Raw genomic sequence first — 25,468 nt, 5'->3', positions numbered from 1 at the left:
TTCAGAGCCCTCTGGCCAGGCGCAGCCCGGCGAACTGCCAGCGCATCGCCGGCTGGAAGAAGTTGCGGTAGGTGACCCGCACGTGGGATTCCGGCGTGGCGCAGCAACCGCCACGCAACACCATCTGGCCGGACATGAACTTGCCGTTGTATTCACCGAGGCTGCCCTCCAGCGGCCGGAAACCCGGGTAGGGCAGGTAGGCGCTGGCTGTCCATTCCCAGACATCACCGAACAGTTGCCTTGGGCCGTCGTGCCCCGGCAGGGCGGCGACCGGTTGCAGGTAGTCGCTTTCGAGGAAGTTGCCGCGCAGCGGTTGGTCAGCGGCGGCGACTTCCCATTCCGCTTCGCTCGGCAGGCGTGCCCCGGCCCAGCGGGCATAGGCATCGGCCTCGTAGTAGCTGATGTGGCAGACCGGTGCTTCCAGATCCAGCGTGCGCAGGCCGCCGAGGGTCATTTCGTGCCAGCTGGAGTCTTCGCGCAGCCAGTACAGCGGGGCGTTCCAGCCGGCCTGCTGGATCAGATCCCAGCCATCCGACAGCCACAGCTCCGGACGGGCATAACCGCCATCAGTGATGAACGACAGGTATTCGCGGTTGCTCACTAGCCGCTCGGCAAGCTGGAAATCTTCGACGAACTGGCGATGGCGCGGGGTTTCGCAATCGAAGGCGAAGTCGTTGCCGGCATGCCCGATGTGCTGCACGCCGCCAGTGAATTCGTGCCAGCGCGGGCGCTCCGGGCCGCTTGGCTGCGGCTTGGCGAGGTCATGGCGATAGACCGGATGCAGCGGGTTCTGCGCCAGAATGTGCTTGATGTCCATCAGCAGCAGCTCCTGATGCTGCTGCTCATGCTGCAGGCCCAGGCCGACGCGACGGACGATCTCAGCGGCCTGCTCGCGAGGCGGGTTGCTCAGCAGCTCGCCCATGGCCTGATCGACATGCCGGCGGTAGCGGTAGATTTCATCCACGCCCGGGCGGGACAGCACACCGCGGCTCGTCCGCGGAAACGGCAGGCCGTGAGTCTGGTAATAGGAATTGAACAAGTAGTCGTAGGCATCGTTCAGGCGTCGGTAGCCGGGCAGGTAGGGCAACAGCAGAAAGGTTTCGAAGAACCAGCTGACGTGCGCCAGGTGCCACTTCGGCGGGCTAACTTCCGGTGTGCTCTGGATCACGTAGTCCTCGACCTGCAGCGGTGTGCAGATCGCCTCGCTGGTGGCGCGAACCTGTCGGTAGCGCTGCAGCAAGAGATCGAGCTCTGCCAGTGCCGGATGCGGATGTGGCTGCTCTGCCAGGTTGCCCATGGCTGTCCCCCTACGGTTTGACGACCGAAACGGCCTCCCATAGCGACCCGGTGCGCCGGGCAAAAGTTTCTGCCGGCCGGCCTGGCAATGTTGAAGAAGAACCGGCGGCGCCCTGGTCACTCTGTATGAGCAAAGCAGGGGATCGAGCCATGCGACAGTTATTCGTTCTGAGTTCCGCGCTGCTGTTGGCTGCCTGTGGGCAGCACAATACGGCGTCCTATACGGCCGCCGCGGGCGCGCCGAAAAGCGCAGAAACGCGCACGCTGGAGGCCGGCGCAAAGCTGTTGCAGGGCAAGGCGCCGTTGAATGCGGTCAGCGCGTACCTCAATGGCTTTCACTTCTATAACGGCGACATGGATGGACAGATGGAGGCGCACCATTACGTCACGCGGCTGAATGAAGACGTGATGCAGGCGCTGATCTACGATGGCAACGGCAGCGATGCCAAGCTCATGGGCGTCGAATACATCATCAGCGCGCGCCTGTTCGCGACACTGCCCGAGGACGAGAAGAAGCTCTGGCACAGCCACGATTACGAGGTGATGTCCGGCTCGCTGGTCGCCCCCGGCCTGCCGCAGATCGCGGAAAAGCAGCTGATGGAGCAAGTTGTCAGCACCTATGGCAAGACCTGGCACACCTGGCATACCGACCGCGACAAGGAGCTGCCCTACGGTATCCCGGCGCTGATGATGGGCTTTACCGCGGACGGTCAGCTCGATCCGGCGCTGGAGACGGCCCGTGACCAGCGCCTCGGCGTGGATACCCAGGCCATTCGCCGCAGCCGTAAATCGATACCGCAGCCCCGCGTCGATCCGGCGGCGAATGCCTGGGAGAAGGGCGAGGTGATTCAGCTGCAGCGGGTACACGGCGCCGGCGAGCACCGCCACGGCGACGCTGCCGGGCGGTCGGAAGTCAATCAGTCGGGACGCCTGCAACAACAGCAGCAGCGCAGCGATGAGCGCTGAGGTTACTGATCGCCGTCTACCACAGGTGGCGTCGGGCGAATCAGGATTTCGTTGACGTCGACATGGGCCGGCTGCGATAGCGCGTAGACCACTGCGCGGCCGATGTCTTCGGGTTGCAGGGCATAGGCGGGCGGCTGGTCGAACAGTGGCGTGTCGACCATGCCCGGTTCGATCAGCGTGACCCGCACGCCAGTGCCGCGCAGTTCCTCGCGCACGCTCAGGCCCATGCCGGTCACCGCCCATTTGCTGGCGCTGTACATCGAACCGGGAATGACGAAGCGCCCGGCTGCCGAACCGGTGAGCAGCAGATGGCCGCGGCTGGCCTTGAGCGCGGCCAGGCTGCAGCGCAGGGTCAGCCCGACGCCGTAGACGTTGGTCAGCAGCATGGTTTTCCACACCTCGGGATCGGCGCCGCTGAAGCCGCCTTCGCTGCCGGGAATGCCGGCGTTGGCATAGACGGCGTCGAGCTGGCCATAGTGATCGAGCACGCGTTGCACCATGGCCCGCTGCGCGGCGTAATCGGTCACGTCGCAGGGAATGGCGAGGGCGCGCTGCGGCCCGATCTCGTCGACCAGATGCTGCAGCTTGTCCTCGGAGCGTGCGGCGAGCGCCAGCCGATACCCCGCGGCTGCGGCCAGTCGCGCGGTTGCGGCGCCGATACCGGACGAGGCGCCGGTGATCAGCAGCACTGGATCGCTCATGGTCGTTCCTCAGTAGTTCGGCGTGGTTTCCGGAATGGCGCTGTCATCGGTGATGAAGGGCATCGTCCAGGGTTCCAGCGTGCAGCCCTTGCCGATCAGCTCCTGGCGGGTCTGCTCGATCACCTGCGCCACGCGCATTGGGTCGGCGTAGTCGCGCACCTGCGCCACACGGGTGATTTCCTCGCCATTGCCGTTCATCACGGTGAAGCCGAAGCTATCGTCCTCGGCGTTGGCGCTGGTCACGCAACCGCAGGGCAGAAAGGCTTCCGAGGCCAGTTGCATGGCGTTGTCGAGGCTGAGCGGGGTAGTGGTCATGGTCGTCTCCGTTGCGTTGCGGATGTTTCAAGTTGACCGCCATATGTCATGGCCGTTTCCCTATCGCCGACCGGCTGTCGCTTGTGCAATGCCGGGGGCGCCACCATATTCATCGACATGAGCATCTCATCCGCCGGTCCGCTTGGCCGTTTCCACCCCGCCGTAGCGGGCTGGTTTTCCCGCAGTTTTCCCGCGCCGACGCCGGCCCAGGCGGCTGCCTGGCCGCTGATCCGCGCCGGTCGTTCGACACTGGTGGCGGCACCGACCGGCTCGGGCAAGACCCTGACCGCCTTTCTCGCGGCCATCGATGGTCTGGTGCAGCAGGGGCTGGCCGAGGGAGGCCTGGCCGACGCGACGCGGGTGCTCTACGTCTCGCCGCTGAAGGCCTTGTCCAATGACATCCATATCAACCTGGAAGAGCCGCTCGCCGGAATCACGGCGGAACTGGCACGTCTGGGCCTGCCGCCGCTGGAAATCCGCACGGCGGTGCGTACCGGCGACACGCCGCAGGCCGAGCGCAACGCGATGCGCAAGCGCGTGCCGCATATCCTGGTGACTACGCCGGAATCGCTCTACGTACTGCTCAGCTCGGCGTCGGGGCGGGAAATGCTCGCCGATGTGCAGAGCGTGATCGTCGACGAGATCCACGCCATCGCCGGCAACAAGCGCGGCAGCCATCTGGCGCTGTCGCTGGAGCGACTGGAAGCGCTCTGCAATCGGCCGCTGGTGCGTGTCGGCCTGTCGGCTACGCAGAAGCCGATCGATGCGGTGGCGCGCTTTCTGGCCGGCGTCGAGCGGCCGTGCGAGATCGTCGACATCGGCCATGGCCGCGCCCGCGACCTGGCGCTGGAAGTGCCGTCGGTGCCGCTGGAAGCGGTGATGAGCAACGACGCCTGGGCGCTGGTCTACGACCGCCTCGCGGCACTGGCTGGCGAGCATCGCACTACGCTGGTGTTCGTCAACACGCGGCGCATGGCCGAGCGCACCACCCGGCATCTGGCCGAGCGGCTGGGGGCAGAGGTGGTCGCTGCGCATCACGGCAGCCTGGCCCGCGAACAGCGGCTGAGCGCCGAGCAGAAGCTCAAGCGCGGCGAGTTGCGGGTACTGGTCGCGACTGCCTCGCTGGAGCTGGGCATCGACATCGGTGATGTCGAACTGGTCTGCCAGCTCGGCTCGCCACGCTCGATCTCGGCTTTCCTGCAGCGGGTCGGGCGGGCCGGGCATCAGGTGGCGGGTGTCTCCAAAGGCCGGCTGTTTCCCGGCTCGCGGGACGACCTGATCGAGTGCGCCGCGCTGTTCGACGCCGTGCGCCGCGGTGAGCTGGACACACTGAAGATTCCGCAGGCGCCGCTGGACGTGCTGGCGCAGCAGATCGTCGCCGAGGTGGCCTGTCGGGAATGGGAAGAGGGCGCGTTGCTCCAGCTTTTGCGCAGGGCGATGCCCTATGCCGCGCTGGACGAAGCGACCTTCCAGGCGCTGCTGCGGATGCTCGCCGAGGGCTACACCACCCGCCATGGCACCCGCGGCGCCTATCTGCATCGCGACCTGGCTACACGAAGCCTGCGTGGCCGGCGCGGCGGGCGGCTAACCGCGCTGACCTCCGGCGGCACCATCGCCGACAATGCCGACTATGCCGTGCTGCTGGAACCGCAGGGGCTGAACATCGGCACCGTCAATGAAGACTTCGCGATTGAGAGCCTGGCGGGCGATGTGTTCCAGCTGGGCAACACCTCGTATCGCATCCTCAAGATCGAGTCGGGCCGGGTGCGCGTCGAGGACGCCCAGGGCATGCCACCGAGCATTCCGTTCTGGCTGGGCGAAGCGCCGGGGCGCAGCGACGAGCTGTCCTTTGCCGTGGCGCGGTTGCGCGATGAGATCGATCGACGGCTGCACGATGCCGCAACAGCGGCGGACGACGCCGCCAAGTCGCCGGGCGTCGTTTCAAGCGCCAGCTCGCGCCTGGCGCCGGCCATCGACTGGCTTACTGGCAGCCTTGGCCTTTCGGACGACGCCGCGCGGCAGATCGTCGAATATCTGGCCCGCGCCCGCTCGGCCCTGGGCGCCTTGCCAACCCAGCAGCGGCTGGTCATGGAGCGCTTCTTCGACGAGCCAGGCGGCACCCAACTGGTCATTCATTCGCCCTACGGCAGCCGCATCAACCGCGCCTGGGGGCTGGCGCTGCGCAAGCGCTTCTGTCGCACCTTCAACTTCGAGCTGCAGGCCGCGGCCACCGAAGACGCCATCATCCTTTCGCTTTCCACCAGCCACAGCTTCCCGCTGGCGGACGTCTGGCGCTACCTGCATTCGGCCAGCGCCGAGCAGGTGCTGATCCAGGCGCTGCTGGATGCACCGTTGTTCGGCGTACGCTGGCGCTGGATTGCCACCACCGCGCTGGCCCTGCCGCGCATGGCCGGCGGGCGCAAGGTGGCGCCGCAGCTGCAGCGCATGAAGAGTGAAGACCTGCTGGCCACGGTGTTCCCCGATCAGGTGGCCTGCCTGGAAAACATCGTCGGCGAGCGCGAAATTCCCGACCATCCGCTGGTGCGCCAGACCCTCGACGATTGCCTGCACGAGGCCATGGACAGCGAAGGTTGGCTCGCGCTGCTGCGCCGCATGGAGCGCGGTGAGATCGAGCTGTTGGCGCGGGACCTGCCGGCGCCGTCACCGCTGGCGATGGAGATTCTCGGCGCGCGGCCCTACGCCTTTCTCGATGACGCGCCGCTGGAAGAGCGGCGTACCCAGGCGGTGCTGGCGCGGCGCTGGAGCGACCCGGAGTCCAGCGATGACCTTGGCGCGCTGGACCCTGAGGCGATTGCCGCGGTGCGTGAGGAAGCCTGGCCCGAGGCGCGTAATGCCGACGAGATGCACGAAGCGCTAACGGCCCTGGGCTGTATCGCCGAAGCCGAGGCCGCCGCGCAGCCACAGTGGCTGGCGTGGCTGACTGAGCTGGCCCGTGCCGGGCGGGCGACGCGCATGCAGATCGCCCACGACCGCGTCCTCTGGCTGCCGCTCGAACGGCTGGCGCTGTTGCGCGCGATCTATCCGCAGGCCCCTTTCGAGCCGCATCTGCAGGCGCCCGTCGGGTACGACCAACCGCTCGCGGAAGAGGATGCGCTGGTCGAGCTGATCCGCGCTCGATTGAGCGGCTTCGGCCCTTTACCCGTGTCGTTGATTGCGCGGCCGCTGGCCTTGCCAGCCTCTGCCGTCGCAATGGCGCTGATCCGCCTGGAAAGTCAGGGCTATGTGATGCGCGGCCGTTTCAGCGCCGGCGCAGTAGAGGACGAGTGGTGCGAGCGGCATCTGCTGGCGCGCATCCATCGCTATACGGTCAAGCGTCTCCGGCGCGAGATCGAGCCGGTCGAGCGTGCCGATTTCATGCGCTTTCTCGCCGACTGGCAGCATCTGTCCGCGACCACGCGTATGCAGGGTCGTGAGGCGCTGGCCAGCGTGGTGGAGCAGCTGGAGGGCTATCAGGCAGCGGCCGCGGCCTGGGAAGCCGATCTTTTGCCAACACGCCTGAAAGACTACGGCGGCACCTGGCTGGACGAACTGTGCCGCTCCGGGCGCATCGTCTGGACGCGCCTGGCTGGTCGGCTCAAGGCTAGCGGCGGACCGGTGCGTGGCACGCCCGTCGTGCTGCTGCCGCGCCGCCAGTTGCCAGCCTGGTATGCGCTGGCAGGTGACGCGCCGATGCCGGAACTGTCATCGCGGGCGCAGCGGGTGTTCGACTACCTGCAGACCCACGGCGCGCTGTTCTTCGATGAGCTGCAACATGACGCGCATTTGCTGCGCAGCGAGCTGGAGGATGCCCTTGGCGAACTGGTGGCGGTGGGGCTGGTGAATGCGGACAGCTTTGCCGGTCTGCGCAGCCTGTTGGCACCTGCCAGCAAGCGCTCGCGAGCGGCCCGGCGCAGCCGTGGCGGTGCCTTCATCGGCGGCATGGACGATGCCGGCCGCTGGGCGCTGGTGCGCAAGCCGGGCACGGCAAACGATGCATCGCGCCCGGCCAAGGTCGACGCCGAGGCGCTGGAGCATATCGCCCGTGTACTGCTGCGCCGCTACGGCGTGGTGTTCTGGCGCTTGCTGGCGCGTGAGGCCGACTGGTTGCCGCCCTGGCGCGAACTGTTGCGGGTCTATCACCGGCTTGAGGCGCGGGGAGAGATCCGCGGCGGGCGCTTTGTCGCCGGTGTGGCCGGTGAGCAGTTCGCCCTGCCCGGGGCGGTCGGCCTGCTGCGCGAAGTGCGCAAGCGGCCGCTGACGGGAGAAATGCTGGCGGTATCGGCGGTGGATCCGCTGAATCAGCTCGGTACCTTGTTGCCCGGGAGCAAGGTGCCAGCGCTTGCGGCCAATCGGATTCTTTACCGTGACGGGACGCCATTGGCGGTGCTGGTCGCCGGCAAGCCGCAATGGCTGGTCGAGCTGGACGAAACCGGGCAGCTCGAGGCGCGTCGCCTGCTGCTATCGGCTAGACGTTAGGGCGCCGAGCGCGCTCGTCAGGCCGTCGGCGGCAGGCACTTGAGGCTGCCGAAATCCGTCTGCAGCTGGGCGAGTCGGTTGGTCAGGTGCGCACGCTGGCCATCGTCGGCGAGTGTATGCAAGTCGGCAACCAGCTCCAGGCCGGCCCGTTCGGCACGTTGCAGGGTTGCTCGATCGCTGTCGTTCATCAGCGCTTCGCGCTCCTGCAAGAGCCGCGCAATGCGGGCGTCGAAGTCGTCACTGTGACGCTTCTCGACGGCAGCGAGCAGCATCTGCTGCCAGCGTTCACGATTGTCCAGCCAGCGCCTGTTCTGCTCGCCAAGGGTATGCGCCCAGAGCAGTACGCGCTGGCGCTGCTCCGCGTTGAGCGGTCCGAACCAGTACTGCAGGCGCTCCTGCATGCGCTCGGCGCGCTCACGAATCTGCTGTTCCAGGGGCGGCTCCAGGTACTTCTCCCGGTGCTCGCGACGGTTTTCTGCCAGCGAGCGGCGCAGCTCGTCAACCTGAGCATCGCTGAGTGCACGCAGCAAGTCGGTGGCAGTGGGGGTGACCTCCACGGCGATGCTGTGCATGGCTTCGCGAACGCCGTGGTAATGCGGCGCCAGATCCTCGCGCTCGAGCCGGCCGCTGGCGCTTTCGCGTTCCAGTTGTTGGAGGCTGGCGAGTAGCTCCGGCAGCTGCGTGCTGCAATGCCAGGCCAGGTGCTGGCGCAAGCGTTCGCGGAGGTCGCGCTGCTGGCTGCGATCCAGGTCCAGGTAATCGTTCAGCGACCAGGGCACCAGCATGTCGAGGTTGCGATAGACCAGGGTTGCGCGGCTGCAACCGGAGATCAGCAGCGCGGTGAGCAGCGTCAGCAGTAGCAGGCGGGTGGTGGTGCGCATCGTCTCTCCTCGCTGTGCGGCGCCTGTTGTGTAGAGCCGTGACGCTGCCAGGGGTTCGTTCGCTGGGCCGTTTCGTCGTGCCGGACGAGCAAAGACGGCCGCCCTGTGGTCTGCATTGCATGGGGCCGGCCTTGTCGCGGCGAGGCGGCCGTCTTATCCCAGCAATGATGGAGAAATGCCATGACCTCTCAGATCAAGCACCTCAGCGGCGACGACGTACCCAAAGCCTGGCGCCCGACCTGGGCCGTGTGCTGGGTAGTGGAACTGAACGGCACCGTCGTCGCTGGCCCCTACGCCACCGAAGAAGAAGCCCGCGCCGTGGCCGAAGGCAAGGAAGAGCCACGCATCTCGCAAACCCCGGCACCCTGAACGCCACACACGCCGCAGCCCGTAGCTAGCGCGACTGATCCAGGCAGTGCTGCGGGCACGGCGCCTGGTATGGCACCGATGGTGGCGGCGGCGCGACCAGTTGGTTGACCAGCTCCAGCGATTTGTCGAATGACGGATAGCCGCTGCGAGCGACATCCAGCTCGCCGTAGGCTTCGCGGTAGTACTCCGCGCGCAGTACATCGGCTTCGGTGAGCAGGTACGGCTCACCATAGATCTTGTAGAGCAGTGCCACCGCATGGGGATGACCCTTGCTCTTGGCCTTTTCCAGCAACTCCAGCACTTCCGAAGTCTCCGGGCCCTGGCGAATCAGCAGCAAGGCCTGATAGAACTCGGTCTCGCCACGCCGGTCCAGCTTCGCACTGCGGTCGAGCAGGGCCTGGGCCAATTCGTAGCTGTCTTCGTCAGCGATGGAGATCAGAATCTTCGCCTGCATCAGATCGTTCTGATAGAGCAGGCGTTCGGCACGGCAGCTGTCGCTACGGGACTCATCGCAGGGTTGGCTGGCACAGCCGCCGAGGGTCAATAGCAGGCCGAACAGCATTGCCTTTTTCATGGCTGAATTGGTACTCCGTTCTCTTTTTGCCAGTATGGGCCGTGCCAGCTTCGATTCGCCAGCGCCGCTTACGTTCGCTCAGTAGGTGGAGCAGGGCGCGTTCATCTGTTGCAGGCCGTAGCGTCTGAGTAGCGTCTGCCAGCGCGCGCTGTGCGGCAGGTCGGCGATGAGCTGCTGGACGAACTGCGTGGTCTCGGCAGGCAGGCTGGCGGTCATCAGCACATGTCGATCGAAAATGTAGAGTGGGCTGGGCGATACGTGCAGCTGCGCGTCCGCGACCTCGGTCAGACCGTAGAAGAGCCGGGAGGAACGGGGCATCAGGGCGACGTCGATGCGCCTGGACATCAGCTTGTTGAGGTTCTGCAGATCGCTGTGCACGTCCTCGCGCCGGATCAGCCCGCGGTCGATGTCGTTTTGCAGTTCCCGGTAACGGTGGCCAAGAACACCACCCAGGCGCATGCCGTGCAGCGAGCGCGGCCCCTTGTAGTCGAAAGGTGCGTCGCTGCGGGAGACGAAATCCTGAATGTCGCACAGCAGTGGTCGGGTCCAGCTCGCATTGGCGGTCAGGCGCTCGGGAAAGAACTCGGGTGTGGCCCACAGCAGCACGCCAGGCGCGTTGGCGGCAAGGCGGGCATCGAGGCGCTTGCGCGGCAGCTGAGTCAGCTTGAAGTCGTAGAGACCCTGGTTCGTCGGATGCTCATTGAGCAGCTGCACCAGGGATTCGGAAAGACCCGGGTTGTGCTCGGAGGCGAAAGGCGGTGAAGGCTGGTATGCCCAGACGGCAACAGGCTTGGCCGCCAGGATATGCAGTGGAAACAGGGTCAGCAGCAAGAGCAGCAGTTTCGGCATCGCGATCCTGTTCGGCGAAGGAACCGTCGTGGCGATCTGCCGCAACGAGCCGCTCAAGACTGATTCAGCGTTACCTGTAACGCAAGTGCGCTCCGCCGATCGGTGCTGCCGAAGGCGTAGTCAGAGGCGTCAGAAACGCTCGTGTTCGCCGACGATTCGCCAATGTCCGACCGGCAGCTTGGCCATGGACAGGCGACCGATGCGGATGCGCTTGCAGGCCAGTACGCGCAGACCGATGGCTTCGCAGAGCAGGCGGACTTCGCCGGGCGCAGGTTCCTTGATCACCAGGCGCAGGCGGTTCTCGCTCTGCCAGCTGACCTTGGCCTTGGGCAGAATCTTGCCGCGATGGCCGATGCCCTTGGCAAGCAGCGCGAAGCCGTTTTCTTCGGCTTCGCCGCTGACTTCGACGACGTATTCCTGCTCCAGCTTGTCGCGCGTGCTGGTCAGCAGGCGGATCACTTCACGCTGCTGGCTGAACACCGTCAGGCCGCTGGCCTCGGGGTCCAGCGGCAGCAGGATGTTCTGCTGGAGCAGATGACGCTGCAGCGGCTCGATGCGGCTGGGGTCGTCGCTCCAGTGTTCGCTGGCCACCAAGACGCGGCGCACGCTGTCGGCATCGACGTCGATCGCCAGGCCGGCAGGCTTGTGCAGCAGCAGGGTTACAGGCGCGATTTCCCGCGCTGTAGCGCCGTCGCGCAGCTCGATACGCTGCTGGGGGCTGACCTTGAGGAAAGGCGCTTCGACGAGTTCGCCGTCGACCGTTACCCAACCGCCCTCGATATACAGCTCGGCCTCGCGCCGGGAACAGCCGAGTTGCTCGGCGAGGCGTTTGGCAAGGCGTACGGGGTCAGTCATGGTGCGCTCGAAGACGAGAAAGGAGGGGTTGAACGCGGCGAGCCAAACTGCAGGCTCGCCGAAAGCGGTTCAGATGATCACTTCTTGCTGATGGTGATCTGGCGGGACGGACCGTTGGTCTGGCCACTGACGCCGTTGGGGATGGTCTGGACCTCACCGCCGGCCTTGAGGAATGCCGCCATTTGCGCAGCAAGGGATTGGCTGGTTTCAGAGGCGGGTTCGGGTTTGCGCTTGGCGCTGGTGGTTTTCGTAGCCATGGGTCGCTTGTCCTTTAATCAGTCGAACCGGGCATTATACAGATTTGATCAAATTTTGTTCAGTTATTTGTGCCCCGTCATTTCTTGATGCGTTTTTGGCAACCACCAAGGCTGCCGTCTGGTCTTCAATGAAGCGGCTACGCAGGTTTCGCGACATTGAACAATCCGGAGGACCATCATGCTGCGTCATGCCTTTTGCACCACGCTCTGCGGTTTCGCCATTGCCGCTTCGTTCCAGGTTTTCGCCGAAGCGCAGCGCTATCCCAGTGAGGCCGGCGAGGTGACGGTCCGCGAGATCGCCGCGGGCTTCGAGAATCCCTGGGCGCTGGCATTTCTGCCGGACGGCGAGCACATGCTGGTGACCGAAAGGCCCGGTCGTTTACGACTGGTCGGGCTGGACGGCAGCCGCTCCAAGCCGCTTGAAGGCGTACCTGAAGTATTCGCCCAGGCCCAGGGCGGGCTGCTGGACGTGCGTCTGTCTCCGGACTTCGAGTCCGATCGTCTGGTCTACCTGACCTACGCCGAGGCGGGCGAACAGGGCAAGGCCGGCACCGCGGTGGGGCGTGGGCGGCTGAGCGATGATCACTCGAAGCTCGAGAACTTCGAAGTCATCTTCCGCCAGCTGCCGAAGCTGTCCACCGGCATCCACTTCGGTTCGCGGCTGGTCTTCGATAACGACGGACATCTGTTCGTCGCGCTCGGTGAGAACAATCAGCGACCGACCTCGCAGGACCTCGACAAGCACCAGGGCAAGGTGGTGCGCATCGGTCTGGACGGCAGCGTGCCGGACGATAATCCATTCATCGGCCAGGAGGGCGTGCGGCCGGAGATCTGGTCCTACGGCCACCGCAATCAGCAGGGCGCCGCACTCAACCCGTGGAGCGGCGTGCTCTGGACTAACGAACACGGCCCGCGCGGTGGCGACGAGGTGAACATTCCCCAGGCCGGCAAGAACTACGGCTGGCCGCTGGCGACCCACGGCATCAACTACAGCATGCTGCCGATCCCCGAGGCCAAGGGTAAGGCGGTGGAGGGTACCGAGCAGCCCCATCATGTCTGGGGGAAGTCGCCGGGCGTCAGCGGCATGGCGTTCTACGATGGCGAGCGCTTTGCGGCCTGGCAACACAGCCTGTTCATCGGCGCGCTGGTGGACCAGTCGCTGATTCGCCTGCGGCTCGATGGCGATCGTATCGTTGGTGAGGAGCGCCTGCTCAAGGATCTCGGCGCGCGCATCCGCGATGTCCGGGTCGGCCCCGACGGCTACGTCTACCTGCTGACCGACGCCGGCGACGGCAAGCTGCTGCAGGTGGGCTTGCAGGCCGAGTGATCTGCAGGCATGGCGGCACGGTCGGTGCCGCCGTCGACCATCTGTGTCGCGCCAATCTTCTTATCCCACGGAGCATTCCCGCCCATCGCCTGTCCCACTCTCATTGATGGCCACGCCTGCTGGCCATCGGAAGTCTGGCGGGTTCGATAACAAGATCGAGGGAGATGGGCCGTGGCTGTGGTTATCAGCGGATTGTTCTGCATCATCGTTGGCATTGCACTCGGCGTCGGTGGCGCCAAGGTCGTCAGCCTGGGCGGTACCTGGTATTTCGCCATCGTGGCGGCGGGATTCCTGCTGACCGGTGTCTTGTTGCTGATGCGACGTCGCACCGCCTTGTGGGTCTACGCATTGCTCATGCTTGGTGCGCTCGGCTGGGCGGTCTACGAGGTGGGGCTGGACTGGTGGCAGCTGGCGCCACGCGGCAGCATCATCGCGCCGTTCGGGCTGTGGCTGCTGACGCCGTGGATCGCCCGGCGCCTCGGCTGGCAGCATTTCGGCTTTCGTGCCTGGGGTGGTGCGGCGCTGCCGCTGATGCTGGCGGTCGGGCTTTGGGGCGCGGCGACGGTGTATGCGGTGGGACACGACGGCCACGACATCAAGGGCATGTTGCCGGCTCCGCTGGCCCAAGCCCCTGCTGCGGACGATAGCGTGCCGGCGGGCGACTGGCATGCTTATGGGCGCAGCCAGCACGGCCAGCGTTATTCGCCGCTGGCGCAGATCACGCCGCAGAATGTCGACCGCCTCGAACCGGTCTGGCATTACCAGACCGGTGATCTGCGTGGTCCGGATGATCCGGACGAAACCACCTACGAAGTCACGCCGCTCAAGGTCGACGACAGCCTCTATCTGTGTACGCCGCATAATCTGGTGATCGCCCTGGATGCCGAAACCGGCCAGGAGCGCTGGCGCTTCGATCCCAAGGTGCCGCACTCGGTCAACCGCCAGCACCTGACCTGCCGTGGCCTGTCCTATCACGCTGCGCCGCAGGGCAGCGATGTCCAGGCCTGCCGGCAGCGGCTGTTCATGCCCACGGCGGACGCGCGGCTGATCGCCCTGGATGCCAAGACCGGCGAAATCTGCCCCGGCTTCGCTGACAACGGCGAGATCGACCTGTGGGCAAACATGCCCCACGCGAAAGAAGGCTTCTATTACTCCACCTCGCCGCCGGTGGTGGCGCGGGATCTGGTCATCATCGGCGGCGCGGTGAACGATAACGTGCGTGCTCAGGAGCCGTCTGGCGTCATCCGTGCCTATGACGTCTATACCGGCCAACTGAAGTGGAACTGGGACCCCGGCAACCCCGACGCCACCGAGCCCATCGCCGCGGGGCAGACCTATAGCCCCAGCAGTCCGAACAGCTGGAGTATCTCCAGCGCCGATGAGGCCTTGGGCATGGTCTACGTGCCGCTGGGCAATCAGGTGCCGGACCAGTGGGGTGGTCGGCGCAACGAGAACAGCGAGCGTTTTTCATCGTCCATCGTCGCGCTGGATCTGGACAGCGGCCAGTTGCGCTGGGTATTCCAGACCGTGCGCCATGATCTCTGGGACATGGACGTGCCGGCGCAGCCGAGCCTGGTCGACATCCAGACCGAGAACGGTCCGGTTCCCGCCGTGGTGGCGCCGACCAAGCAGGGTGACATCTATGTGCTGGATCGCCGCACCGGCGAGCCGATCCTGCCGGTGCGCGAGGTACCCGCGCCGCAGGGTGCGGCCGAAGGCGACTGGGTCGCCAAGACGCAGCCGGCGTCGGCGCTGTCCTACGAGCCGCCGAAGCTGCAGGGCAAGGACCTGTGGGGCGCCACGCTGATCGACCAGATGATGTGCCATATCCAGTTCCATTCCCTGCGCTACGAAGGCCGTTACACGCCGCCTTCAACCCAGGGCACGCTGGTGCATCCGGGCAACTTCGGCGTGTTCAACTGGGGCGGCGTGGCCGTCGACCCGGTGCGGCAGATGGTCTTCAGCACCCCGGCCTATCTCGCCTTCACCTCGAAACTGATCCCGCGCGAGGACGCTGAAACGACCTACGTATCCGAGCAGGAGCCGTTCCTCAACGAGAATTTCGGTTCGCCGTTTGCGGTGGAGCTGAAGGCCTTCGTCTCGCCCATCGGCCTGCCATGCACCGCGCCGCCATGGGGCTATGTGGCTGGGGCCGATCTGCGCACCGGCAAGACCCATTGGCTGCGCAAGAACGGCACCGTACGCGATCGCTCGCCGATTCCGCTGCCATTCAAGATGGGCGTGCCCAACCTCGGCGGGCCGATGCTTACTGCTGGCGGCGTCGCGTTCCTGAGCGGCACGCTGGACTACTACCTGCGCGCCTACGACGTAATGACCGGACGCGAATTGTGGAAGGCGCGTCTGCCGGCGGGAGGCCAGGCCACGCCGATGACCTACCAGAGCCGCTCCGGCCGGCAGATGGTCGTGGTGGTCGCTGGCGGACACGGTTCGCTGGGCACCAAGGCCGGTGATTCGGTGATCGCCTATGCATTGCCACGCTGACTGGCGCTAGAATCGCCGCCTTTATATTCGGGACCGCCCACATGGCCGCAATCGGACGCTACAACAGCCTGCAAATCGTCAAGCACACCGGTTTCGGCCTCTATCTCGACGGCGGACCGGACGGCGAGATCCTGCTGCCCAACCGCTACATCCCCAAGGACACGCCGACCGAGGTGGATGACTGGCTGAACGTATTCATCTACCTCGACAGCGAGGACAAGCTGATCGCCACCACGGAGAAACCCAAGGTGCAGGTCGGCGAGTTCGCCAGTCTCAAGGTCGCCGAGATCAACCGTGTCGGACTGTTCCTCGACTGGGGGCTGCCCAAGGATCTGCTGCTGCCGCACTCGGAAGAGAAGCGGCCGTTGCAGGTCGGCGATTACTGTGTGGTCTACGTCTACATCGACAAGCGCACCCGACGCATCACCGCCACCGCACGCCTGGATCGCTATCTGGAAAAGACCCCGGCCAATTACAAGGTGGGCGAGGCGGTGGACCTGCTGATCGTCGAGGCGACCGACCTGGGCTTCAAGGCCATCATCAGCGGCCAGCATTGGGGCCTGATTCACAAGAACGAGGCGTTCAAATTCCTCCGCGGCGGCATGCGCGAGCGTGGCTATATCAAGGAGCTGCGTGCAGACGGCAAGATCAGCCTGAGCCTGCAACCGGTCGGCAGCGAGGCGACCGATGCCCTGCAGGCGCTGATCCTGCAGAAGCTGGAGGAGAATCAGGGTTCACTGGATGTCAGCGACAAAAGCCCGGCAGAGGAAATCGCACGCCGTTTCGGCGTGAGCAAGGGCAACTTCAAGAAGGCCATCGGCGGCCTGTACAAACAGGGCCGTATCGTCATCCATCCAGATCGAATCGAGCGCAGCTAAACCAAGCAGGGCGGCTGCAATGGCCGCCCCCGCACGCAGCGCACGCCGTTACAGATCGAGATCGATCTGCCGGCTTCCAGCTTCCTTTCGCAGAGGCTCGCCTTGCCCCGCCGCATAGCTCAGGTGGCCGTCGACCAGCCTGGCAGGGGCGGTGAACGGATGGGCCGCGGGCGGCTTGTCATCCTGGATGTGCAGCACTTCGATGCCGCGGGTTTTCAGCACATCGGACACCAGCGAGCGATGGCAGCGCCACCAGAGCACCTCGGCGCACATCATTGCCGTACGCTGTCGCGCCGCCATCTCCAGCAGGCAATGCAAACCTCGGTCGAACTCGGCGCTCTGCAGGTGATCGGCGTAGCCGCGGAACGAGCTGTTGCGCCATGCAAGGTTGGGCGAATCCTTCAGAGGTCGCCGGCGACCACCGAGCTCCTCGAGCCAGGCATAGCCGATGCCTTTTTCACTTAATGCGCCACGCAGCGCTTCGCCGCCGAATTGCGGCAGCCGCCGCGAGCCCGGAAAGCGGCGCACATCGGCAATGGCTTCGATGCCGTGCAGCTGCAGCAGCTCGACGAACGCGTCCAGCGAGCGGTTCGAATGGCCTATCGTCCAGACGGTCAGTGCGTCAGTCATGAGTCAGTCCAGCTTGGTCAGCGCCGACTCTTTATGCATCGCCACGTGATCGGTCTTGTCGCTCTTGATCTCGTACTGCGGTGCATCCGGGCTGGCACGCCGGGTCCGGCCCATGAACTCGGTGTCGGCCGTGTGAACGCGAGTAATGCGACCGCGAACCCGTCCCGCTTCCGAGTTCCAGCTCACGTGATCGCCGACTTTGAATTTATGGCTCATCGCTACCTCCGTTTGCGTCTGTTGGACCTTGCTTTTTTGACCCCATAAGCGCGCCAACGGTTGCCCGGCTTTTAGGGTTCGTCCGGGATTAATACCGTCTTACTTAAGCAAATAAGTTGCGCCGTTCGTCGGGCGAAAATCATAGGATTTAATGCCGCTCGAAAGTTGACGGATTCAAAAAACCGTCGCAGCCAGAGCGACAAGTTCCTCTAGCAAGGGGGCTAAGCGTGATATCAGATCGATATCTGCACCTATTTATATAATGGCAACTTAATATCGGTGACGAATATATGGCGGCTTATTGGCGATAGTTTTACGCCACATGGATTTCCATTATTTTTTAGAACCTATTATAAAGCCGCCACGCAAGACGATTTACCGGTTTGTTCAGGGGGTGGACGGCGGAAAATTTCTTGTAGAACGGTTCGTTTGTTGTGACAACGCGGCTTCCTTTCAAAGCATCGCCCACGACTTATCGACCTCCCGTCACTTTTTAAAGGCTCCGCCTTTGAAGTAGTAAGTTCCGGAGAGACTCAATGTCCACCAACCTGTTTTCCGGTGCCCGCAAGGCACTCGTCGCTTCCATCGCCATGGCTGCCCTCATGGGCGGCGTCACCGTTGTAACGGTTCCTTACGCTGCTGCTTCGACCACTGTCGCAGCTGCCTCCGTCTCGACGAAGGTCAACGCCTTTACCAATACCGATTGGCTCAATGGTATATGGCGCACGGGCGCCGGGTTCTCCATTCCGGCCAGCGCTGCCAACCAGGCCGCATTCAAGGCGGGTGCTTCGGTGAAGCTGGCTGACGGCCAGGTTCGCACGATCAGCCGTCAGCAGATCGTCGGCAGCAACATGAGCATCTTCCTCGAAGGCGCCAAGCTGGACGGTAACAAGGTTGGTGCTCCGCAGATGGTCAGTACCGTAGGTACAGCGACTTCCGCTCCGGCTACTTCCACACCTACGCTGACTGCACCGGCAACGGTCGCTGCGCATTCCACCAGTATTAATGCGTTTACCAATACTGACTGGCTCAATGGGGTATGGCGCAAGTCGCCCGGTTTCTCCATTCCAGCCAATGACGCCAACAAGAATGCATTCAAGGTGGGTGCTTCGGTAAAACTGGCCGATGGTCAGGTTCGCAAAGTTACCCAGGTGCAAGTAGCGGGCGCCAATATGAGCGTCTATCTCGATGGCGCTGCGGTGAATGGAAGTGTGGTCGGTGCACCGAACAAGTTGTCGCTGGCTACTACTACCGCGACCGCTCCTGCGCCCACTGCTCCAGCGCCTTCAGTGGTCGCCACCAGCAATCTGAACAGCTTCACGAACACCGACTGGCTGAACGGCGTGTACCGCACTTCTCCGGGTTTCTCGATCCAGGCCAGCAGTGCCAACATCGCAGCGTTCAAGGCGGGTGCTTCGGTAAGGCTCGCTGATGGTCAGGTGCGCAAGGTCCTGCGCGCCCAGCAGGTCGGCAGCAACATGAGCGTGTTCCTCGAAGGAGCTGCCATCAACGGTTCCACGGTTGGTTATCCAAAGACCGTTTCCGTGATTAGCGAGTCGGCCAGCAGCGCGCCTTCCGCGCCGTCGGTGACAACCCCTCCAACCACCGTGACACCGGCTCCGGCGCCTTCAGCCCCGGACACCACCAATGGCAAACCACTGCTGGTCGGCGTCAACCTCTCCGGTGCTGGTTTTGGTCCCTCGGTAGTTCCGGGCACCCATGGCACCAACTACACCTATCCGGCCGAGTCGTACTACAAGAAGTACGCCGACCTGGGCATGCCGCTGGTTCGCCTGCCGTTCCTCTGGGAGCGCATCCAGCCCAAGCTGGGCACTCCGCTCAACACGGTAGAGCTGGCGCGCCTGAAGCAGTCGCTGGACTTTGCCCAGAAGCACAACGTCAAGGTGATTCTGGACCTGCACAACTACTACCGTTACTTCGGCAAGTTGATCGGCTCCAATGAGGTACCCATCAGCTCCTTCGCCGCGGTGTGGAAGCAGATCGTGCAGGAAGTGGTCAGCCATCCGGCGGTCGAAGGCTACGGCCTGATGAACGAGCCGCACTCCACCAACGGGCTCTGGCCTCAGGCTGCCCTGGCTGCTGCACAGGCAATCCGTACTGTTGACTCCAAGCGCTGGATCTACGTAGCGGGTGATCGTTGGTCGAGTGCCTTCCACTGGCCGTACTACAACACCCAGCTGATCACCAATCCGTGGATGCGCGATCCGAAGAACAACCTGGTGTACGAAGCGCACATGTATGTCGACAAGGACTTCTCGGGTAACTACTTCGACAAGACCGAGCAGTTCGATCCGATGATTGGTGTCAATCGCGTCAAGCCCTTCGTTGAATGGCTGAAGCAGAACAAGCTGCGCGGTTACATCGGTGAGCACGGCGTCCCAGACTTCTCGCCGTCGGCCATCGTCGCCACTGACAACCTGATGACCTACCTGCGTCAGAACTGCATCCCCAGCACCTACTGGGCAGCAGGTCCCTGGTGGGGTGAGTACGCACTGTCGCTGGACGTCACCAGTGGCAAGCACCGCCCGCAGCTGCCGGTACTGCAAAAGCACGCCAAGACTGCACATAGCTGCACCAGCATCGGTCCGCTGTAAGGACTACCCAGCAAAACAGGAACGGGCCTTCGGGCCCGTTTTTGCGTTCTGCTTGCCAAGCGCGGTGCAGCTCGTCGGCTTGCCAAGGATGCGCTATTGCTCTCCTGGCTGACCGATTAGTCAAACAGCCCGCAACCTCCGCCGTTTCGCTTGTTTGAAGTCGTCTGGCGTGCAGCCCACGCGGCGTGCAGCTTGCGCGCTAATCGCGGGCACATCGCTATCAGCGAGTGCTGTAGGCGGTTTGGCCGTCTCGCCCAAAGCGGTCGGGCAAACCTGGCGCCAATGCGCGCGACCACCTGGCGAGAATCACGGAACTCGATTTTGGGGGTCCGGTCACCATTAGTGTGCGCACTGAAACTGCACGGCCGCGGCAACCCCGCATTGCTGTGCTTCACGGACCGTGGTCATCCGGCCAAATCCTATGAACCTATAAAAGGTGGACAAAATGACGACACCCGATGAAGAGATCACAGGTTACGGCGGCCAAGCCAGAACCGACTCCCCGCTGACGGGCTCTCCGTCCGGCCAGCCATCCACCCAGATGGGCGCCACCGGTAGCTCTACTTCCGGTTCCGCACCCAGCACCGAAGACATCAAAGCCAAGGCGCGCGACGCCGGTGAGCAGGTCAAGAATCAGGGCAAGGCGCAGCTGGACAGCTACCGTGGCACAGCGGCGGACGAGCTTGAGAAAGTCGCCCAGAGCGCCAAGGCTGCAGCAGCAGAGCTGGAGAACCAGGACAGCACCGGGCTTTCCAGCTACGTCTCTGACGTCGCGCAAAGCATGGTGAACCTGGCTGACAACCTGCGCGGCAAAAGCGTCGACGAGCTGGTAGGCGAGGTCAATCGGCTTGCGCGCAACAATCCCGCGCTGTTCATCGCCGGTAGCGTGGCGCTCGGCTTCGGGCTGACCCGATTCGCCCGCGCGTCGAGCCATCGTGCCGACACCGCCGGCGCTCGCGAACCTACGACCGATTACGGTCATTCCGACGCCAGTCGACCCCATCCCACGTCGCCGCTGGGTGTCCCGGCTGATGTGACCGCCGAGACTATGCCCAGCCAGGCTGAAATCGATTCGCGTGTTTCCAGCGGCACGTCTGGCAGCACGGTCGGTAGTGTCAGCAACGCGAACATGTCGTCCACCACCGGCAGCAGCAACGGCATCGGCACCAATGGCAAGGGCACAACCGGAGGGCTAAATCGATGAACGAGCAACGTAACCTCAACACGCCTTATGAACCGGTAAATCCCGAACAGGACAGCTCCGTCGGCGGGTTGCTACGGCAGCTGACCCGGGAAGTGCCGTCTCTTTTCACCAAAGAACTGGCATTGGCAAAAGCCGAACTGAGCGAATCGCTCCGCGCTACCAAAGCCGGTGCGGCAAGCGTCGCCACCGGTGGTGCGGTGCTGCTGGCGGGCTTCATTGTTCTGCTTATGTCGGCCGTTTACTTCCTCGCCACGATGATGGAGCTGTGGCTCGCCGCCTTGATCGTAGGCGTCGTCGTGGTGGTCATCGGGATGATCATGGTTTCGGCGGGCAAGAAGAAGTTCGAAGCCTCTTCGTTCAAACCCGACCGCACCATCCATTCGCTGCAGAAGGATAAAGAAGCCGTCAGGGGGCACGCATGAGTACGCATAATCAGGTAGACCTAGAAGCGCAGAAGGACCCGAGCACCCTGGAGCGTGAGATCGACCAGCAGCGTGCCGAGATCGGCAACATCGTCCATGCACTGGAGAGCAAGCTGTCGCCCGGGCAGATGATCGATACGGCGCTGGGCTATGCCAAAGGTGGTGGTGGCGAGTTCCTGCACAACCTTACCGATACGGTGAAGGCCAATCCGGTGCCGACCCTGCTGACCTCCATCGGGCTGGTCTGGCTGATGGCCGGGCAGAATCGTCGTCCGGACTACAGCGCCAGTACCGCATCCACTGGTCCGTCCATGACGGAGAAGCTGTCGGCCAAGGCCTCCGGCCTCAAGCAGCAGGGCACCGGGCTCAAGGACAAGGCAGCGCAGATGAGCCACGATGCCTCCAGTACCCTGGGCAACGCCCGCCATCGGGTCAGCGACTCTGGCCGGCACGCCGCTGAGAGCCTGCGACACACCGCCGATCGCGCTCGTGGCGGCTTTTCGCAGCTGCTCAATGAGCAACCACTGGCCCTGGGAGCGATGGGCATCGCCCTGGGTGCTCTGCTCGCCGCATCCGTCCCGCCAACCCGTCGCGAAGACGAACTGATGGGACAGAAAAGCGACGAGCTGACCGGCAAGCTCAAGGCCAAGGCCCGCGAAGGTTACGAAATGGTCAGCGCCGAGGGCGAGCAATTGGCCAGCCAGGTCAAGCACGACCTCGAACGCGACCATGGCCAACCGGCTTCGCGGCCGCACTGACTGGCATCAGGCATGAGCGGCGGATTGCCGTCTCGGCGGGAGCGCACGGTCTTGAGTCCAACCGCATAACCCCCGATAATCCGCCACCGGCGCCGGTGTAGCTCAGTAGGTAGAGCAGCGCATTCGTAATGCGAAGGTCGCAGGTTCGACTCCTGTCTCCGGCACCAATGAAATCAAAGGGTTAGCTTCGGCTAGCCCTTTTGTTTTTGGGCCGGTGTCTCACAAGTGTCCCTTTCTTGTCCCGCTAGCGGATCGCTTGACCGATACAGCGCTGGAAGATATTGGTCATCGTCTGATAGTCACAGGTTACCGCGTCGATATTTGCTTGGATCCACTCGCCCTCATCGACCTGCCACCAGCTGATCTCGTAGCCGGCGTTCACAATGATGTGATCAAACAGGATCCGCTGCGCGCGTCCGTTTCCTTCCCGGAAAGGGTGGACCATATTCAAGTCGCCATAGAGTTCAGCGACGGCGGAAACCAACTGTTGCCGTGACATCCCTTCATACCAGTTGGCCGCCTCCAATTGTCTGAAGAGCTTCTTAGCCTCCGGTTCAATTCGGGTGACGTTGCAGAAGTGCGTACCGCCCTTCGATATGTCCACGGTACGTAGTTCTCCCGCCCATTCGTAAACATCTTCGAAGAGAGTGCGGTGGATCCGTTGCAGATAGGTGAGATCGTAGGGAGGCAGGGCGAAGTCAATGGAGCCTGCAGCGATTTCGGAAAGCGTCCGCTCAGCAGCGTGAAGCGCTTGGTCATCGGTCAGGTCTAGGCGGTTGCGTAGAACCGTGGTGCCTGGATAGCAGAGAGGATCCTGACCGACACCGTACTTATCGAGCATCAGGCCTGCCGAGCGCGCAAGGCTCTCAGGGCAGCTTCGCGAGTTGGGAGTTCGCGTTTAGCGTCAGCTGGTGTGGTATTGAAGCCTTCCAGGCGCAGGCTGGCGGCATAGTTCGATTGGCGGACCTTCGCGTAGTAGGCCTTCTTCTCTTCCAAGGTCAGATCGGGCATAGCAAAAACCTCGTTCGCGGTGTGCGGGTCATTATAGCGGAATAGCGGATGCTAATTCGCAGCGTCTTGCTGGTCCTTCTGGCCGAGCAACGCCAATGGCGAATGACTGAGAACAGTCGCGAAGTGATCCGGCGCCAGATGCGAGTACCGCATCGTCATCTTGATATCGCCGTGACCCAGGATTCGTTGCAGCGTGAGGATGTTGCCGCCCTGCATCATGTAGTGGCTGGCGAAGGTGTGCCGCAGGATGTGGGTCAGCTGGCCGGGTGTGTGCAGGCCGGTGCGTTCGTAGGCTTTGCGGAACGCCGATCGACAGGAGCTGAACAGCCGCCCCGATCCTGGGTAGCCACGCTCAAGCATCAGCTTCACCAGATCATCCGGCACGGGGATGGTCCGCACGCGGCCATTCTTCGTCCTGGCGAAGCGAACTTGCCCGTTCAGCAGCTGGTTACGGGTGATCGACTCCGCTTCATCCCATCGAGCACCGGTAGCCAGACAGAGCTTGGCTACGGGCAGGGTGTGGCTGTTGGTCGACGCGGCGCATTCATCCAGCACCAACCGGCATTCGTCCAGGGTGAGATAGGTCAGCTCGGTTTCATCGACCCGCAGTTGCCGCAGCTTGGCGACCGGGTTGGCTTCATGCCAGACGCCCAGGCGGATCAGCTCGTTGAACACGGCTTTCAGGTAGCGGTGTTCATGGTTCACCGTTGCCGGAGTGCAGCTCTTGAGCCTTTCGGCCCGGTAGCGGCTGAAGTCCAGAGCGGTGAAGCTGGAGGCAATCGGGTTGCCCAGGGCATCGACTATCGCCAGGGTGCGCCCGTAGCGCTTCTGATCTTTGAGCGTGGCGCCATGCAGTTCGTACCAGACCTGCACCAGATCGGCGAGGCGTTCGCCCGGATCGCGGCCACGGTGGCTGTACTCCCGGCGCATATCGACCACCCAGCGTTCAGCCTCGCTCTTGGTGCGGAAGCCACGCTTGCGCTTACGGATGCCGGCTGTTCTATCCAGCCAGAAATCCACGTCCCAGCCGGTTGGTCCCTTGGTGATCAAACAGCACGCCCCCAGCGAACGTGGCGCTCCTCGAGCAGTGCCTTGATGTGCTTGTACAGGTCACGCTCGGTCATTTCCTTGGCGGCGTAGTGGTCACGGATCACCGGCCAACAGTCCCATTGCTGCAGCGTCTCAAACGCCTTTTTTGCGCCCACCCGCTCCCTTGCCAGCAGGCTTACGAAGTTTCCCAGGAACAGTTCCACGTTCTTGCCTGAGAAGCCTCGAGAGGTCTTGTAGTACCGCTTGTATTCGGTGTCATCGACCAGCGAATCCACGGCCACATCTACCCGCACGTCATCGCGCATCAGTGTCCAGATCGGCTCGTAGTAACCAGGGCGAGCAATGAGCTTGAACTGGCGCAGGCCGTATCGCCACAGGCCGTCCAGATGGGCCGAGAAGGCGGCGAAGGAGTCCGTGTCGATGGCTTCCCCGGTCTTCACGTCAATCGAGCCGCTGGCGAATTGCTGGATCACCGAATGGTGATAGCGCAGCTCCACCCGCCACACGTCCTGGGCTGGATCGTAGTTGTCCGGATCAGCCGCATCGAACGAATCCCGACGCCGCCAGACGCTTTCCCAGAAGTCGAGCTTGTCCGTTGCGCGGGCCTGTTCGGTCTTGTTGTAGATGCAGAGCTGAACGCCACTGGCCGAGCCGAACATCGACGTTTCCCCGCGACCGTAGACGCTGGACTTGGTGGCCCACTCGACCTGGCTGATGCCCGATATGTCCCGGTGCGTCCTGGCCCGGCAATGCAGACGTGCCACCAGATCGACCGGAGGTTTCCAGCCTTGCAGGTCCAGGGCGAGGTGGACGGCACACTGGTTGCGTTCGCGGTTGGTCATCACGGCAGCGGCGAAGTAGTCCATCCGCTCTTGCAGCCGTTCCGGCGACAGCTCGTCGATGGCGTGCGGTGATACCTCGATCTTCAGGTGCGGCCCGATGTGCTCCAGCTTGGCGTTGAAGTTTTTGATGAGCAGGATGAAGCCCAGGTCTGCGTTCTGCAGCTTGTACTGGTAGCCTGAGTCGCGGCCCACACGGCCCGAGTGCCAGATTTGCCCGGCGAACTCCACCATCGCGCCCGGCTTCTCGAACAGCGCCATGATCTCGGGGCGAATCAGCCCGCGGTACAGCTGGCGGACCGTATCGACGCCGCAGCGCAACAGGCGAACGCCTGACAGGTCCTTGAAGCCCGTATAGCCAATGTCCAAGAACAGCCGGCCGGTGCTGCTTTCCTCGCCGGTGGTTCGGTCAACGCGGATGAAATCTTTAACTTGCATCGGTTTTACCTTTATTGAGCTTTTGCCACTGAACCCACA

The 25,468-nt window shown here is 63.6% G+C and carries 24 protein-coding genes and 1 tRNA gene; 11 read left to right on the top strand and 14 right to left on the bottom strand.

The window, feature by feature from the left end; genetic code table 11:
* Position 1: 1 nt before the first annotated feature.
* Entirely contained in the window at positions 2-1,297 is a 1,296-nt protein-coding gene (egtB, locus tag PSEST_RS14240) for an ergothioneine biosynthesis protein EgtB (protein ID WP_015277677.1), read from the bottom strand.
* A gap of 149 nt (positions 1,298-1,446) precedes the next feature.
* Here egtB and PSEST_RS14235 point away from each other — a divergent pair, with 149 nt between their 5' ends.
* Entirely contained in the window at positions 1,447-2,262 is an 816-nt protein-coding gene (locus tag PSEST_RS14235) for an OBAP family protein (protein ID WP_015277676.1), read from the top strand.
* A gap of 2 nt (positions 2,263-2,264) precedes the next feature.
* Here the strand turns inward: PSEST_RS14235 and PSEST_RS14230 are convergent, their stop codons facing one another.
* Together PSEST_RS14230 and PSEST_RS14225 are read right to left on the bottom strand one after the other, a co-directional pair.
* Entirely contained in the window at positions 2,265-2,963 is a 699-nt protein-coding gene (locus tag PSEST_RS14230) for an SDR family oxidoreductase (RefSeq protein WP_015277675.1), read from the bottom strand.
* 9 nt (positions 2,964-2,972) lie between these two features.
* On the bottom strand, positions 2,973-3,278 hold the full coding sequence (locus tag PSEST_RS14225; RefSeq protein ID WP_015277674.1) for a hypothetical protein: 306 nt from the start codon (positions 3,276-3,278) through the stop codon (positions 2,973-2,975).
* 117 nt (positions 3,279-3,395) lie between these two features.
* On the opposite strand from PSEST_RS14225, the gene PSEST_RS14220 reads away from it, so the two are divergent.
* Complete coding sequence (locus tag PSEST_RS14220) at positions 3,396-7,754, top strand: DEAD/DEAH box helicase (protein WP_041757032.1); 4,359 nt, start codon at positions 3,396-3,398, stop codon at positions 7,752-7,754.
* Between the two features lie 17 nt (positions 7,755-7,771).
* Here PSEST_RS14220 and PSEST_RS14215 read toward each other — a convergent pair whose 3' ends face one another.
* Complete coding sequence (locus PSEST_RS14215) at positions 7,772-8,635, bottom strand: DUF6279 family lipoprotein (RefSeq protein WP_015277672.1); 864 nt, start codon at positions 8,633-8,635, stop codon at positions 7,772-7,774.
* A 180-nt stretch (positions 8,636-8,815) separates the two neighbouring features.
* On the opposite strand from PSEST_RS14215, the gene PSEST_RS14210 reads away from it, so the two are divergent.
* Complete coding sequence (locus PSEST_RS14210; RefSeq protein ID WP_015277671.1) at positions 8,816-9,004, top strand: hypothetical protein; 189 nt, start codon at positions 8,816-8,818, stop codon at positions 9,002-9,004.
* A 25-nt stretch (positions 9,005-9,029) separates the two neighbouring features.
* On the opposite strand, the gene PSEST_RS14205 is transcribed toward PSEST_RS14210, so the two are convergent.
* The 4 genes from PSEST_RS14205 to PSEST_RS14190 all read right to left on the bottom strand — a co-directional run bounded on the left by PSEST_RS14205 (position 9,030) and on the right by PSEST_RS14190 (position 11,539).
* Complete coding sequence (locus tag PSEST_RS14205; RefSeq protein ID WP_015277670.1) at positions 9,030-9,578, bottom strand: hypothetical protein; 549 nt, start codon at positions 9,576-9,578, stop codon at positions 9,030-9,032.
* 78 nt (positions 9,579-9,656) lie between these two features.
* Entirely contained in the window at positions 9,657-10,427 is a 771-nt protein-coding gene (locus PSEST_RS14200) for an ABC transporter substrate-binding protein (protein ID WP_015277669.1), read from the bottom strand.
* Between the two features lie 129 nt (positions 10,428-10,556).
* Positions 10,557-11,282, bottom strand: a complete 726-nt coding sequence (locus tag PSEST_RS14195) for an RNA pseudouridine synthase (RefSeq protein ID WP_015277668.1) — start codon at positions 11,280-11,282, stop codon at positions 10,557-10,559.
* Positions 11,283-11,359: 77 nt separating this feature from the next.
* Positions 11,360-11,539 (bottom strand): hypothetical protein, encoded by a 180-nt coding sequence (locus tag PSEST_RS14190; RefSeq protein WP_015277667.1) that lies wholly within the window; start codon positions 11,537-11,539, stop codon positions 11,360-11,362.
* A gap of 178 nt (positions 11,540-11,717) precedes the next feature.
* Between PSEST_RS14190 and PSEST_RS14185 the strand changes: the two genes are divergently transcribed.
* From PSEST_RS14185 to PSEST_RS14175, 3 genes are all read left to right on the top strand, one after another.
* On the top strand, positions 11,718-12,866 hold the full coding sequence (locus PSEST_RS14185; RefSeq protein ID WP_015277666.1) for a PQQ-dependent sugar dehydrogenase: 1,149 nt from the start codon (positions 11,718-11,720) through the stop codon (positions 12,864-12,866).
* Between the two features lie 171 nt (positions 12,867-13,037).
* A complete protein-coding gene (locus PSEST_RS14180; protein ID WP_015277665.1) occupies positions 13,038-15,368 on the top strand; it encodes a glucose/quinate/shikimate family membrane-bound PQQ-dependent dehydrogenase in 2,331 nt (776 codons plus the stop codon).
* Positions 15,369-15,409: 41 nt separating this feature from the next.
* Positions 15,410-16,246, top strand: coding sequence for a S1 RNA-binding domain-containing protein (locus PSEST_RS14175; protein WP_015277664.1), 837 nt, complete (start codon positions 15,410-15,412; stop codon positions 16,244-16,246).
* A 48-nt stretch (positions 16,247-16,294) separates the two neighbouring features.
* Here the strand turns inward: PSEST_RS14175 and PSEST_RS14170 are convergent, their stop codons facing one another.
* Both PSEST_RS14170 and PSEST_RS14165 read right to left on the bottom strand, forming a co-directional pair.
* Positions 16,295-16,876, bottom strand: a complete 582-nt coding sequence (locus tag PSEST_RS14170; RefSeq protein ID WP_015277663.1) for a DUF488 family protein — start codon at positions 16,874-16,876, stop codon at positions 16,295-16,297.
* A gap of 3 nt (positions 16,877-16,879) precedes the next feature.
* A complete protein-coding gene (locus PSEST_RS14165) occupies positions 16,880-17,092 on the bottom strand; it encodes a DUF2945 domain-containing protein (RefSeq protein ID WP_015277662.1) in 213 nt (70 codons plus the stop codon).
* A 536-nt stretch (positions 17,093-17,628) separates the two neighbouring features.
* Here PSEST_RS14165 and PSEST_RS14160 point away from each other — a divergent pair.
* The 5 genes from PSEST_RS14160 (at position 17,629) to PSEST_RS14140 (ending at position 22,258) form a co-directional block, all read left to right on the top strand.
* The gene (locus PSEST_RS14160; RefSeq protein ID WP_015277661.1) at positions 17,629-19,707 is read left to right on the top strand and encodes a glycoside hydrolase family 5 protein; all 2,079 of its coding nucleotides are present in this window, start codon (positions 17,629-17,631) and stop codon (positions 19,705-19,707) included.
* Positions 19,708-20,152: 445 nt separating this feature from the next.
* Positions 20,153-20,911 (top strand): hypothetical protein, encoded by a 759-nt coding sequence (locus PSEST_RS14155; RefSeq protein WP_015277660.1) that lies wholly within the window; start codon positions 20,153-20,155, stop codon positions 20,909-20,911.
* Positions 20,908-21,333, top strand: coding sequence for a phage holin family protein (locus tag PSEST_RS14150; RefSeq protein WP_015277659.1), 426 nt, complete (start codon positions 20,908-20,910; stop codon positions 21,331-21,333). The genes PSEST_RS14155 and PSEST_RS14150 overlap by 4 nt, the downstream gene beginning before the upstream one ends.
* Complete coding sequence (locus PSEST_RS14145) at positions 21,330-22,091, top strand: DUF3618 domain-containing protein (RefSeq protein ID WP_015277658.1); 762 nt, start codon at positions 21,330-21,332, stop codon at positions 22,089-22,091. The genes PSEST_RS14150 and PSEST_RS14145 overlap by 4 nt, the downstream gene beginning before the upstream one ends.
* A gap of 91 nt (positions 22,092-22,182) precedes the next feature.
* Positions 22,183-22,258 (top strand) — tRNA-Thr (locus tag PSEST_RS14140).
* Between the two features lie 77 nt (positions 22,259-22,335).
* On the opposite strand, the gene PSEST_RS14135 is transcribed toward PSEST_RS14140, so the two are convergent.
* From PSEST_RS14135 to PSEST_RS14125, 4 genes are read right to left on the bottom strand one after another with little or no spacing between them, the layout of a single operon-like run.
* Positions 22,336-22,932: a putative adenosine monophosphate-protein transferase Fic gene (locus PSEST_RS14135; protein ID WP_015277657.1), complete on the bottom strand. Its 597-nt coding sequence runs from the start codon at positions 22,930-22,932 to the stop codon at positions 22,336-22,338.
* Positions 22,932-23,102: a YhfG family protein gene (locus PSEST_RS21840; protein ID WP_015277656.1), complete on the bottom strand. Its 171-nt coding sequence runs from the start codon at positions 23,100-23,102 to the stop codon at positions 22,932-22,934. Before PSEST_RS21840 ends, PSEST_RS14135 begins: the two co-directional genes overlap by 1 nt.
* A 51-nt stretch (positions 23,103-23,153) precedes the next feature.
* A complete protein-coding gene (locus PSEST_RS14130) occupies positions 23,154-24,152 on the bottom strand; it encodes a tyrosine-type recombinase/integrase (RefSeq protein WP_015277655.1) in 999 nt (332 codons plus the stop codon).
* Entirely contained in the window at positions 24,149-25,429 is a 1,281-nt protein-coding gene (locus PSEST_RS14125) for a hypothetical protein (RefSeq protein ID WP_015277654.1), read from the bottom strand. The genes PSEST_RS14130 and PSEST_RS14125 overlap by 4 nt, the downstream gene beginning before the upstream one ends.
* Positions 25,430-25,468 lie beyond the last annotated feature (39 nt).

Source organism: Stutzerimonas stutzeri RCH2 (genome assembly GCF_000327065.1).
In the GTDB taxonomy this organism is placed as follows: domain Bacteria; phylum Pseudomonadota; class Gammaproteobacteria; order Pseudomonadales; family Pseudomonadaceae; genus Stutzerimonas; species Stutzerimonas stutzeri_AE.
The sequence above is the reverse complement of the archived record's forward strand: the minus strand, read 5'-3'. Positions and strand labels throughout refer to the sequence as shown.

Coding starts and splice junctions, on each gene's coding strand:
- PSEST_RS14220 (WP_041757032.1), top strand. CDS start 3,396: ATGAGCATCTCATCCGCCGGTCCGCTTGGCCGTTTCCACCCCGCCGTA.
- egtB (WP_015277677.1), bottom strand. CDS start 1,297: ATGGGCAACCTGGCAGAGCAGCCACATCCGCATCCGGCACTGGCAGAG.
- PSEST_RS14145 (WP_015277658.1), top strand. CDS start 21,330: ATGAGTACGCATAATCAGGTAGACCTAGAAGCGCAGAAGGACCCGAGC.
- PSEST_RS14175 (WP_015277664.1), top strand. CDS start 15,410: ATGGCCGCAATCGGACGCTACAACAGCCTGCAAATCGTCAAGCACACC.
- PSEST_RS14190 (WP_015277667.1), bottom strand. CDS start 11,539: ATGGCTACGAAAACCACCAGCGCCAAGCGCAAACCCGAACCCGCCTCT.
- PSEST_RS14165 (WP_015277662.1), bottom strand. CDS start 17,092: ATGAGCCATAAATTCAAAGTCGGCGATCACGTGAGCTGGAACTCGGAA.
- PSEST_RS21840 (WP_015277656.1), bottom strand. CDS start 23,102: ATGCCCGATCTGACCTTGGAAGAGAAGAAGGCCTACTACGCGAAGGTC.
- PSEST_RS14205 (WP_015277670.1), bottom strand. CDS start 9,578: ATGAAAAAGGCAATGCTGTTCGGCCTGCTATTGACCCTCGGCGGCTGT.
- PSEST_RS14150 (WP_015277659.1), top strand. CDS start 20,908: ATGAACGAGCAACGTAACCTCAACACGCCTTATGAACCGGTAAATCCC.
- PSEST_RS14185 (WP_015277666.1), top strand. CDS start 11,718: ATGCTGCGTCATGCCTTTTGCACCACGCTCTGCGGTTTCGCCATTGCC.
- PSEST_RS14195 (WP_015277668.1), bottom strand. CDS start 11,282: ATGACTGACCCCGTACGCCTTGCCAAACGCCTCGCCGAGCAACTCGGC.
- PSEST_RS14215 (WP_015277672.1), bottom strand. CDS start 8,635: ATGCGCACCACCACCCGCCTGCTACTGCTGACGCTGCTCACCGCGCTG.
- PSEST_RS14230 (WP_015277675.1), bottom strand. CDS start 2,963: ATGAGCGATCCAGTGCTGCTGATCACCGGCGCCTCGTCCGGTATCGGC.
- PSEST_RS14135 (WP_015277657.1), bottom strand. CDS start 22,932: ATGCTCGATAAGTACGGTGTCGGTCAGGATCCTCTCTGCTATCCAGGC.
- PSEST_RS14160 (WP_015277661.1), top strand. CDS start 17,629: ATGTCCACCAACCTGTTTTCCGGTGCCCGCAAGGCACTCGTCGCTTCC.
- PSEST_RS14235 (WP_015277676.1), top strand. CDS start 1,447: ATGCGACAGTTATTCGTTCTGAGTTCCGCGCTGCTGTTGGCTGCCTGT.
- PSEST_RS14170 (WP_015277663.1), bottom strand. CDS start 16,876: ATGACTGACGCACTGACCGTCTGGACGATAGGCCATTCGAACCGCTCG.
- PSEST_RS14125 (WP_015277654.1), bottom strand. CDS start 25,429: ATGCAAGTTAAAGATTTCATCCGCGTTGACCGAACCACCGGCGAGGAA.
- PSEST_RS14200 (WP_015277669.1), bottom strand. CDS start 10,427: ATGCCGAAACTGCTGCTCTTGCTGCTGACCCTGTTTCCACTGCATATC.
- PSEST_RS14210 (WP_015277671.1), top strand. CDS start 8,816: ATGACCTCTCAGATCAAGCACCTCAGCGGCGACGACGTACCCAAAGCC.
- PSEST_RS14155 (WP_015277660.1), top strand. CDS start 20,153: ATGACGACACCCGATGAAGAGATCACAGGTTACGGCGGCCAAGCCAGA.
- PSEST_RS14225 (WP_015277674.1), bottom strand. CDS start 3,278: ATGACCACTACCCCGCTCAGCCTCGACAACGCCATGCAACTGGCCTCG.